The sequence below is a fragment of the Clostridium sp. DSM 8431 genome (genome assembly GCF_900116755.1).
Classification (GTDB): domain Bacteria; phylum Bacillota; class Clostridia; order Clostridiales; family Clostridiaceae; genus Clostridium.
This window is the reverse complement of sequence record NZ_FPBY01000108.1, coordinates 1-11,582: the sequence shown is the minus strand read 5'-3', so window position 1 is coordinate 11,582 and position 11,582 is coordinate 1. Positions and strand designations below refer to the sequence as shown.

At 29.5% G+C, this 11,582-nt stretch carries 11 protein-coding genes, 1 pseudogene, 1 riboswitch and 1 other annotated feature; of the genes and pseudogenes, 3 read left to right on the top strand and 9 right to left on the bottom strand.

Annotated elements, in window-relative coordinates; translation table 11 throughout:
• Window positions 1-230, top strand: a pseudogene (locus tag BM384_RS11440) (IS701 family transposase); the annotation flags it as partial.
• Between the two features lie 175 nt (window positions 231-405).
• On the opposite strand, the gene BM384_RS17695 reads toward BM384_RS11440, so the two are convergent.
• The 9 genes from BM384_RS17695 to BM384_RS11400 form a co-directional block, all read right to left on the bottom strand.
• The gene (locus BM384_RS17695) at window positions 406-555 is read right to left on the bottom strand and encodes a hypothetical protein (protein WP_175537355.1); all 150 of its coding nucleotides are present in this window, start codon (window positions 553-555) and stop codon (window positions 406-408) included.
• Between the two features lie 155 nt (window positions 556-710).
• The gene (locus BM384_RS11435; protein ID WP_090013736.1) at window positions 711-2,213 is read right to left on the bottom strand and encodes a DUF1846 domain-containing protein; all 1,503 of its coding nucleotides are present in this window, start codon (window positions 2,211-2,213) and stop codon (window positions 711-713) included.
• A 331-nt stretch (window positions 2,214-2,544) separates the two neighbouring features.
• Complete coding sequence (locus tag BM384_RS11430) at window positions 2,545-3,648, bottom strand: metallophosphoesterase family protein (RefSeq protein ID WP_207650719.1); 1,104 nt, start codon at window positions 3,646-3,648, stop codon at window positions 2,545-2,547.
• 155 nt (window positions 3,649-3,803) lie between these two features.
• Window positions 3,804-4,373 (bottom strand): xanthine phosphoribosyltransferase, encoded by a 570-nt coding sequence (locus BM384_RS11425; protein WP_090013732.1) that lies wholly within the window; start codon window positions 4,371-4,373, stop codon window positions 3,804-3,806.
• Window positions 4,354-5,694: a uracil-xanthine permease family protein gene (locus BM384_RS11420; RefSeq protein WP_347455067.1), complete on the bottom strand. Its 1,341-nt coding sequence runs from the start codon at window positions 5,692-5,694 to the stop codon at window positions 4,354-4,356. The genes BM384_RS11425 and BM384_RS11420 overlap by 20 nt, the downstream gene beginning before the upstream one ends.
• A 250-nt stretch (window positions 5,695-5,944) precedes the next feature.
• A riboswitch (purine riboswitch) is annotated at window positions 5,945-6,046 on the bottom strand.
• Between the two features lie 152 nt (window positions 6,047-6,198).
• Complete coding sequence (locus tag BM384_RS11415) at window positions 6,199-7,368, bottom strand: aminotransferase class I/II-fold pyridoxal phosphate-dependent enzyme (protein ID WP_090013729.1); 1,170 nt, start codon at window positions 7,366-7,368, stop codon at window positions 6,199-6,201.
• Window positions 7,365-7,847 carry an Lrp/AsnC family transcriptional regulator gene (locus BM384_RS11410; protein ID WP_090013728.1) on the bottom strand — a complete coding sequence of 161 codons (483 nt, stop codon included), beginning with the start codon at window positions 7,845-7,847 and terminating at the stop codon, window positions 7,365-7,367. Before BM384_RS11410 ends, BM384_RS11415 begins: the two co-directional genes overlap by 4 nt.
• Window positions 7,848-8,183: 336 nt before the next feature.
• Window positions 8,184-8,439: a binding site (T-box leader), on the bottom strand.
• A 110-nt stretch (window positions 8,440-8,549) separates the two neighbouring features.
• Window positions 8,550-9,452, bottom strand: coding sequence for an ROK family protein (locus BM384_RS11405; RefSeq protein ID WP_090013726.1), 903 nt, complete (start codon window positions 9,450-9,452; stop codon window positions 8,550-8,552).
• Between the two features lie 147 nt (window positions 9,453-9,599).
• Entirely contained in the window at window positions 9,600-10,007 is a 408-nt protein-coding gene (locus tag BM384_RS11400; protein WP_090013725.1) for a DUF3783 domain-containing protein, read from the bottom strand.
• Between the two features lie 191 nt (window positions 10,008-10,198).
• Between BM384_RS11400 and BM384_RS11395 the strand changes: the two genes are divergently transcribed.
• A complete protein-coding gene (locus BM384_RS11395) occupies window positions 10,199-11,221 on the top strand; it encodes a DUF1002 domain-containing protein (protein WP_090013723.1) in 1,023 nt (340 codons plus the stop codon).
• Window positions 11,222-11,336: 115 nt separating this feature from the next.
• The coding region (locus tag BM384_RS11390; RefSeq protein WP_175537354.1) for a transposase at window positions 11,337-11,582 on the top strand (246 nt) is incomplete at its 3' end.

Genomic DNA, 11,582 nt, shown 5'->3' with positions numbered 1-11,582 from the left:
GCCTTGATGGATATCAAGTAAGAAGTGAAAAAAGTATTAATAGATATCTAACAATAATGTTAATAAACTATACTTATTGCAAAATGTATTCTAATAATTCTTATCACTTCAATACTGGATATAAATCTGCTAAGAAGGATCTACAAAAATCTAAAGTAATATTTATCTATGAAGCTGCCGCAAGCGGTACGCCGATAGAAGAAATTTTTGAGTCATTAAAAATAGCTTAGGATTCTGTTTGGTCACTTGACTGTAAAATTTTTCAAGTAAAAATGCACTATCATAGTTAGTAAAATTATTTGGTATCATAATTTAATTTTACCAAAAAATCGCTGTAAGTTTAATGCCTACAGCGATTTTCTTTTTAGGAGAGTTTTTTTACATCCCCTACATTTTATATAATAATTAAATAGGTCCTGCCTTTTTATTTCCTGTCTTTGCTTTACCTTGAATTTCAGGTACTACAGGTTCTCCTTTTCCATAACGCGCCTTGTGATTACTTTCTGTTCCATGAGGTTCATTAACATCAGGCCTTCTCATTCCTGCTTTTGCCATTTTAATCACTCCTTAAAACTTCAATTCATTTATAGTATTTTTATTTATCTTAAAAAATATTCTATACAAATTAAAATTAAAAAGCTTTTAGCACAAGGTACAAATGAGACTTTAGAAAACTTAAGTCCTTATTTTGCAATTAAAATATTAATTTTTTAGTTCCAGAAAAGACTTTCTGTTGGATATTCAGCATCACAAGTAACGTCAATTCCAAGCTTTCCAAATATCTTTTCATCGCTGCTTGAAAGAATTGTTGTTGAATGTGCTTGACAATTCTTTAATAATTTTATTTTATCTAAAGCAGCTTGTGCTTGTGGATTAGTTGCTGCGCATATACTTAATGCTAATAGCACTTCTTCTAATGCTAAAGGAACTTCTCTTGAACCTAAAGTATTTTCTTTTAATTTTATAATAGGTTCTAATATAACAGGAGACATTAAGTAAATATCATCTGAAATATTAGCTAAATACTTAATTGAATTAATTATAGCAGCAGCTGATGCATTCATTAATTCTGAATTCTTACCTGTAATTATAGTTCCATCTTCTAATTCTATAGCTACTACAGAACAAGCTTCATTATCTTTTTCTAATTTAACAGCTTCAGCTTTCTTTCTTGCTGGCATTACAACTTTTCTGTCACTTTCTTTAAGATCTACTTCTTCCATTATAAGTCTTGATCTTTCAAAAGTTTCTTTATCAACATAGCCTTTTTTGTATTCGCATCCTGTCTTAAAGTATCTTCTTATAATTTCTTGCTTAGAAGCTTCTCTAACAACTTCATCATCAACAATTCCAAAACCAACTCTATTTACACCCATATCTGTTGGTGATTTATATACTGATTCTTTTCCTGTTATCTTTTCTATTATTCTCTTTAATACTGGGAAACTTTCAATATCTCTATTGTAGTTAACTGCAGTTTCTCCATATGCATCAAGATGGAATGAATCTATCATATTAACATCTTTTAAATCTACTGTTGCAGCTTCATATGCTATATTTAAAGGATGCTTTAATGGCACATTCCATACTGGGAATGTTTCAAACTTAGAATATCCTGCTGAATTTCCTCTTTTAAATTCATGATAAAGTTGGCTTAAGCATGTAGCAAGCTTTCCACTTCCTGGCCCTGGTGCTGTAACTACAACTATTGGCTTGCTTGTTTCTATATATGGATTCTTACCATATCCTTCATCGCTTACAATTGTATCTACATCTGTTGGATATCCCTTTGTAGATTTATGTTTATAAACCTTTATACCTCTTCTTTCAAGCTTGTTTATAAATACAGTTGTTGCTGGTTGACCATCATATCTAGTGATAACAACACTATTAACGTCTAATTCATATGCTCTTAAATCATCGATAAGTCTTAAAACTTCCATGTCATATGTAATACCAAAATCCCCTCTTATCTTGTTTCTTTCAATATCCCCTGCATATACACATATAACTACTTCAACTTTTTCTTTTAACTTATGTAATAATTTTATCTTTGCGTTTTCATCAAAACCTGGAAGACATCTTTTTGCGTGTAGGTCGTAAAATAACTTTCCTCCAAACTCTAAATATAACTTATCATAATTGTTAACTCTCTCTAATATATACTTAGATTGTTCTTCTAAATACTTTACATGGTCAAAACCTATTTTCATACTATACCTCTTTCCTAAAATCATATTTTTCTATTATTCCATAAGGTCTCTATTATGTAAATTAACAAACTGCTATTTTTACTTAAAAGATATTTATTTCTCTAAAATAATCTAAATTTCTTTAAAATATACGTATATAAATTAAAATTGCAAATTATCTCAAAAAATGATAGGATGTATTATGTATCACCCCATTTTTAGAAATAAGAATGGGGTTTAATTTTATTTTGTTTTAAAAATAACCCTCAAATCGTTGGTACTACTCTTTTCGTAAGCATTATATGCTTTTACTACAACCTCATATTTGGTATTTCCTTTCAATCCCTCAAAATCATAAATAATTTTTTTTAGGTATAGGTTTTATTCCATATTGTGACCAAACTTTGCACTCTTTATCTATCACTCCAGTTTCCGTATTGAGGAATGTAACTTTATAATATTCAATAACATCTTTGCTACCCTTAATATTAGCCTGACTTATTTTTATACTACAGGAGTTAGATCCTATATTTTCAATTTCTGCTTTAGCAGAGCAGCTAAAATAAGGTTTCATACTTTTCTCCAATCTACTTTCAGTATATTTATATCCATAAACATTCTCAGCAGTATTTATTCTCCAGTCTTCACCTATATAACTGTTATGAATAAGATCAAGTTTTCTTATTCTTACATCCTCACCTATAACTTCAACTAAAAGCGCCTGACATACTTTATTAACAATAGATTTTTCAATATTTCTTTCAATATCCTTTGGAAAGTCAAAATAACTTATTGTGGATGTATTTATTTCTGTAAACTCCTTTTGATAAATGCTCTTAGGATTATTCAATGGATAATGGGAGTGCCCAGCAAAATGTATAACCTCTGGGTAATTTTTTAATATATCATATAGATCCTCTGTATTCCATTCATCTGTTCCAAAGGCTGTATCTTTTATTCCATGGTGAGTAATTAAAAATATAGGCTTTTTTTCATCTTCTTCATGAGCCTCTTTAAGCTGCTCTAAAAGCCAATCACTATCTAAATAATATCTGCTTCCTCCATACTCACTTTCGCTCTCTCTTGGGCTTAAGGTAATAAAATGATATCCTCCTATCTTTACATTATCCTTAGGCTTTAAATTCATAATAGAAGTAAATATTTCTTTAGTATTATACTCATGATTACCCATAGAAGCTATAATAATAGTATTATCTTTTACATATCTATCTAATATACATTTTACTGTTTTATACTCTCCTTTTTCTCCACTATCTGTCAAGTCTCCTGCTATTACAACAGCATCCAATTTTCTATTTAAATGATAAGCAGCCTTAAGTACATTTCTTAATCTTTTCTGTTCAACTATTTTATTTTGTGTAATATGAAGATCACTTATTACTAAAAATCTTAAATACACCCTTTCTTCTATAGGCTGCAATCTTTTATATTTCATAAATAAATTTTTTAATATTCTACATAGCATAACTGTTTTCTTATCCTTATATATTGTTACATTCTATAATATTAAAAAAAGTTAATTAAGGTTACTATATCTAAACATAAAAAGAACCATCTCAAATTTTCAAGATGGCTCTTTTAAAATATATTTTATAAAAATTCTATAATATCTTTATCAAGTTTTTTAACTCTAGCTAGAGAATAAACATCATAACCATTATCCTCTAAAAGCTTTCTTCCAGGTTGGAAAGACTTTTCTATTACTATACCAATACCTGAAACTACGGCACCTGCATCCTCTATTAATCTTATAGCTCCCTTTGCCGCTTCACCATTAGCTAAAAAGTCATCAATGATTAATATTTTATCATCTTTATCTACATATTTTTTTGACAAAGTAAGTTCATAATCAGAACCCTTAGTAAAAGAATGAACTGTTGTTTGATAAACATCTCCACTTAAAATCTTAGATGTCTGCTTCTTTAAAGTTACCATAGGAAGATTCATTTGAAGTGCTGTCATTACTGTTGGAGCAATCCCAGAACTTTCAATAGTGAAAATTTTTGTAATTCCTTTTCCTTCAAAATATTCTTTAAAACACTTTCCTATTTCATACATAAGCTCTGGGTCCACAGCATGATTTAAAAAGGAGTCTACCTTTAATACTTCCTTATTTAAAGCACGTCCCTCTTTTAAAATTCTATCCTGCAATAACTTCATCTTTACATCCTCCTTCTTCACTCTTTAGTATTTTATTTAAAATTAAAGCTGTTATTGTTCCTGTTGAAATACCTGATGAGAAAATTAATTGTAATCCTTCAGGTAAATTAGTAATAAAATCTGGTCTAAATGTAACTCCTAAACCAAGTCCTATAGAAGTTGCTATAATAAGAAGATTTCTATTATTTATATCAACTGAGCTTAATGTTTTTATACCAGCTGCTGCTATAGTTCCAAACATAACTATTCCTGCTCCTCCAAGAACTGCTGATGGAATTATATTTATAAGTGCTGCAAACTTAGGTAAAAAACCAAGAGCTGCAAGTATTATTCCTGCCATAATAGCAACCCTTCTACTGGCATTCTTTGTTAAAGGAATAAGGGCAACATTTTGACTAAAAGTTGTATTTGGGAAAGTTCCAAGTGCTCCTGCAATTGCACTTCCTACACCATCTGCTAAAACACCCTTTCCTATTATATCATCATTAGCTTCAACACTTGAAACCTGACAAATAGTAGCTAAACATCCTACTGTCTCTATTGTAGTTACTATATAAGCTGGTATAAATGCTAGAACATATTTAAAATTAAAATCTACTCCATAAGCAAAAATATTTGGAATAGCAAACCAACTTGCTTCCTTTACAGTTGTGAAATTAACCATACCAAGAGGTATGCAGATAACATAACCAATAAACATTCCAATAAGTACAGATGCAGAACTCACTATTCCTTTTCCATATCTATTTATTAATAAGGTAATAATTAAAACAAACATTGCCACTGCTACATTTTGAATACTTCCATAATCACTAGAACCTGAACCTCCAGCTGCCCAGTCCATAGATACTGGAATAAGAGTTAGTCCTATTAAACAAACTACTGTACCTGTAACAAGTGGTGGGAATAACTTCATTAAAGGCTTTATAAAAAAGCTTGCTATTATTTCTACTAAAGAACCTAAAATTGTTGCACCTATTATCCCCGGCATGCCTGCAACTGATCCTACTGATATTGATGGAGCAACAAAAGTAAAATCAGTTCCCATAATACAAGGAACTCTTGCCCCAACAGGTCCAATTCTTCTTGATTGAATTATAGTTGCAAGACCTGATGCTAGTATTGTTGCACTAATTACTGTTGTTGATGTTTTTGCATCAAGACCTAATGCACTAGCTAAAACTAAGGGAACTGCTATAATTCCTCCAAAAGCCGCAAATATGTTTTGAAGACCAAGCAAAATTTGTGACGATATCTTAGGCGTATCATCTATACAGTATAGAAGCCCCCTATCTTGTTTTTGTAAATTTTCTTCCAAAATAAAAACCTCCCCCTTTTTTGTAAGAACAAAGTGGCTGACGCCACACTTTTCAGCGCAGGAAGTCACTTTGTAAAGCCTGTCAAAAGGTTCTAAAAGAAAAATAATTCCTTTTAAAATTAATTCAAGTTATTTTTCTTTTAGGTCTTTTGTAGCCTACGATTATTTTTTAACGTCGTAGCTTCTTAGATACCAAAAAACACCGAATTTATTAGTTTTCCCATATTTTTAGATTTTATACTTTCCTAGACGTTAAAAAAACAAATTGCCTCGTAGTCTGCTATTTTACGGCTAGCAGGTAGAAACTTCGGGACCATATTTCCCATGATATACGAGTTTCTTATTATATTATCTTAATTATAACATAAATATAACTTTTTTTCACATTTTATTAGAATTCCAAATATTTATTTTTTATAAAATTTAATTTTTATACATATTTATAAGGCAATACACTTAAGTATTATACTAAAAAGGACGTCCTATAGACATCCTTCAATGAAATATTTACTTTTTATCATTAAGATATTTTTCAATTCTCTTTAATGCTTCCATAATATTTTCCATAGAAGAGGCATAACAAGCTCTTATATATCCTTCTCCACATTCACCAAAAGCATTTCCTGGTATAGTTAATACCTTTTCTTTTCTTAATAAGTCCTCACAGAATTCTTCTGAAGTCATTCCTGTAGACTTTATACATGGGAATACATAAAATGCTCCTAAAGGTTCAAAACAGTCAAAGCCAAGTTTTCTAAAGCCATCTACTAAAACTCTTCTTCTTCTATTATATTCCTTAACCATAGTATTAATGCTATCTTGACCATTTTTTAAAGCTTCTATTGCTGCATATTGTGCAGTAGTTGGAGCACACATTATTGCATACTGGTGTATTTTTTTCATCTGACTTATTAAGACTGAATTTCCACATACATATCCAAGTCTCCATCCTGTCATGGCATATGCCTTAGAAAATCCGTTTATAACTAATGTTCTATCTCTAACTTCTGGAAAAGATGCTATTGATACATGTGGATTTTCTCCATAAGATAATTCAGCATATATTTCATCTGAAATAATAATTACATCTTTTTCTTTAAGTACATCTACTATTGGTCTAAGATCTTCCTTAGTCATGATTGCACCTGTTGGATTATTTGGATAAGGAATTATTACTACCTTTGTTTTCTCTGTTATAGCTTCTTCAAGTTCCTTAGCTGTAAGTTTAAAATTATTTTCTGCTTTCAAATTAATAATCTTAGATGTTGCTCCTGTAAAAGCTGTACATCCCTTATAGGCAACAAAACTTGGTTCTGGTACTATTACTTCATCTCCTGGTCCTACAAGAGCTCTAAGAGCAATATCAATTCCTTCACTTCCACCAACTGTTACTATAACTTCATTATCTGGATTATAGGATAAATCAAATCTTCTTTTTAAATATTTAGTAATTTCTTTTCTAAGTTCTACAAAACCAGCATTAGAAGAATAATGAGTATGTCCTTTCTCTAATGAATATATTCCTGCTTCTGCTATATTCCAAGGTGTAACAAAATCTGGTTCTCCAACACCTAAAGATATAACATCATCCATTTCATTTACAATATCAAAATATTTTCTTATCCCGGATGGGGGCATGTTTTTCACATTGTCCTTTATCATATTTTCTAGTATCATATAAATATTGCCTCCCTATCATCGACCTTTTCTTTCTTAAATATAGTTCCGTAATCTTTGTACTTCTTCAAAATAAAATGAGTTGCTGTTCCATTTACATATTCCTGACATGCTAGTTTTTCAGATACGAAAGAAGCAATTTCTTGCATACTCTTTCCTTCAACCAACACAATTAAATCAAATCCACCAGAGGACATAAGATAACATGATTTAACATGATTAAACTTATATATTCTCTCAGCTACACTATTAAACCCTTCGCCTCTTTGTGGTGTAATTTTAACTTCAATTAAAGCAGTAACTTTTTCTTTGCCTTCTTCTTCCCAATTTATCATGGTTTTATATCCAGCAATTATACCTCTTTTTTCATAGTCTTTTATTATAGCTCTAACTTCTTCAACTGTTCTACCAGTCATAACTGCTAACTGTTCATCTGTGTACCTGCTATTTTCTTGTAAAATCTCTAACAATTCATCCATTTTATTTCCTCCTTTTGAAAAAATGTTTATACCATATTTCTCTAAAACCAATATATTTTTAAGATGTGATTTTTTATAAGTGACAGTCTAATTCTTTTATTTAGCAACTAAAACTTAAATTATCTAGTGCAGGTGAAATCTAAGTTTATTATACTTTTTTGACCCTTTAACTTATTGCAATTGCTAGTCTTCCCACTTTTAAATTTTTTCTTTTGCGGCCTACAATTATTTTTTAATGCATTTGACAACTTCCATATGAGAAAGCCAGTCAAAATCAGTGTTTAGCATCAAAAAAAATTTATATTTTCCTATGCATTAAAAAAACTTCATCCCTAAATAAGGGACGAAGTTAAATCCGCGGTACCACCCTAATAAGCAGAAAATTATTCTGCTCTCTCAAGTATCAGAATACAAAATTTATATTCTTCCTCTGTAACGTGAGGATCACGGCGTTATCTACATTAAAAAAAATCTTAGTTCTCAATAAGCAATTCAAAGGCTGCCTTCTTAAAAAAATTCTACTGAGTTTCCACCTTTTTCTCAGCTCTCTTAAAGAATTAATTTTAATACTCTTCCTTATCACAATCTTTACTATTATATACTTATTATTATCCTTTATTAATTATTCCAAGTCAATATGAAATTCATCTTAAATTTATCATTTTTCAGCCTTTAATATTGTTTTTTTATGAATTACATACATTACTTATTGTTTTTTGTAATAAAATGATATAATGCTCCAAGTTTATTTGCATTATTGCCATATACGCATTTTCTAATAACAGGTCTTATAACTCCATCATTTAATTCTATAAGTTTATCTATATATTTTTCAATATTTAAAATAAAGTCTTCTCTCTCACAAATTGCTCCTCCAAGTATTATTACTTCAGGGTCATAAGTATACTGAATATTATAAATACCTATTGCCATGTATCTATAGTACTTTTCAACTTCTTCTAAAGCATCCTTATCTCCCTTATTAAAAAGTTCAAAAACCTTTAAACCATCTAATTCTTCTTTTAAGCCTTTTCTTGTAGCAACATTTCTAGCTAATGCAGTTGTAGAGCCAACTGCACTCCATGATAAAAAAGGAGTAGCTGCATTCTCTTCATCATACCCAACAATAGAATAACCAAATTCACCTCCATGCTTATGTATTCCTTTATGAATTCTGTTATCCTTAACTATTGCTCCTCCAATACCACTACCACATACAACAAAAGCAAGATCCTTTTCTTCTTTACCTGCTCCAAGCCAGCACTCTCCAAGGGCTGCACAATTTGCATCATTTTCAAGTTCTATTTTAAGTCCTGTTTTTTCACCTAATATTTCTTTAAAATTAGGTCCATGAATATATGGAATAGCACTAGATCCCCCAATTATTCCAGTTTCACTATCAACTGCACCTGGAGCACTTATTGCAATTCCTTCTATAGGATATTCCTTTTTATTTTTATTTGCTAAATTTGCAAGACTATCAAAAAATTCTTCTATATTTTCTGCAATTTCTATTTTTTCATTATTTAATATTTTACCCTCTTCATTAATTAAAGAAGCCTTAACAGAACTTCCCCCAATATCAAATACTTCATATATTTTCATCTATATCCCCCCAGTATTTTATTCTCAAACTAATTTTATCATTTTAAGAATTTTTTAACAATAAAATGTTTACATTTTATCTTTATAAAATAAAAAGATGTATACAAACGAACTAAATCATTCATATACATCTTTTAGATTATAAAACTACTTTTCTTCTTTTTCCTTTTCGTGGCTTTGGATTTTCCCTTGCTTTTCCCATATTCTTTCTTCTTTAAGATGATGTAATAACATATCTAAAGTCCACTCTATAGATGTTTTTGTAACAATTGCCTTCATAGAAGGGGCCAATCTCATCTTTTTCATATTATCAATAAATACATTTACTTTTCTTGGTTCTAAACTATTAAAAACTATAGCTCTATCTTTAATTGAACTTTGAGCTCCGTCTTCTTTTATTTTATTATTTAATATATCATTTATTATAGAATCACCATTTTTGTATGAAACTCTTATTAAATCTTTTATACCTATCATAGAGGCATATAATCTTATAGTTTTAAATTCCTTATCATTAAAATTACATAATATAACACATTCTCTATTATTAATCATGTTGCACTTCCTTTTAACCTTATTTACATAATTTTATTTAAATTTTTTATTTATATTATTTATATAATAAAATTCAAATAATAATTATTAATAATATTATCATAACAAAAAAATAATAATTTCTAAAGAATTTGCCTATAATTTATATGCTATAATATACAGAATAAATAAATATAAAAGGAGATAGGTTTATGAAAAGGAAATCACTTATTAGTAAAGCAATAATCACAGTATTATCTGCTAGTTTATTTTTAACTACTTTAAGTCCAATAGCAGCTAAAGCTGATTCTTATACAGTTGTTACTTTAGGTGCTGATTTAACTCAAACTCAAAAGGATGATATGTTAAAATACTTTGGAGTAACAAAAAACGATGCTGAGATTATTGAAATAACTTCAGAAGAAGAATATCAAGCTTTAGGAAATATTGCTTCATCTGCTCAATTAGGAAACAAGTCAATTTCATCTTCTTATGTTGAGCCAACTTCTTCAGGAGGATTAGATATATCTACTAATAACTTAACTTGGGTAACTGATGCAATGATTAGAAATGCACTAATTACTGCAGGTGTAGAAAATGCCGTAGTAAAAGCTTCTGCACCATTTAAAGTTTCTGGTACTGCTGCTTTAACTGGTATCTTAAAAGGTTTTGAAACTAGTAAAGATGGACAGACTATTGATGAAGACAAAAAACAAGCAGCTAATGAAGAGCTTGTTGTAACTGGTGATTTGGGAGAAGAAATTGGACAAGATGATGCTACAAACTTAATTAACAATATTAAAAAAGATGTTATTAAGAAAAATCCATCATCTGATAAGCAAATAGAAAAAATCGTTGATAAATATTCTGATCCTTACGATTTATCTGAAGAAAATCGTGAACAAATCGTAAACTTAATGGAAAAAATTAATGCTCTTGATCTTAATTATAATTCATTAAAAGAGCAATTAAATGACGTTTCAGCTCAATTAAAGGACAAAGTAAGTAATGTAGATGCTCAAGGTGTATTAACTAGACTTGGTAATTTCTTTTCAGACATTTGGACTGCAGTAAAGAATTTATTCTCATCAGATGATAGTTCTTCAAATACTAATACTACTTCTAATAATAGTAGTAATACAAATAGCACTGAAGCAACTGATAATAAAGATACTACAAGCAATAATAATACTTCTAATAATGTAGCTCCATCTAATAATGCTAGCAATAATTAAGGTAAATAAAATATTATATTAAATAACTTACAAAAAAGGTGTATTTGAAAAATGATATGATACCTCTAAAGTAGACATGGTAAATAACCAAACTCTACTTTGGAGGTATTTTTTTATGGGAAGAAAATTTAAATATTCAGTTGAAGATAAAATACAAGCGGTTAAGGATTATCTTTCAGGACGGAAGACTACCAAACAAATATGTTCCGAACTAGGAATAAGATACAACAGTAATCATGGAAATATAATCCGTGTTTGGGCTAAAAAATATAAACTATTTGGGGAATCTAGTTTGCATGATAAGCCTCATAATAAATCATATTCTTCTAACTTAAAAACAGAAGCAGTAGAAGCTTATATT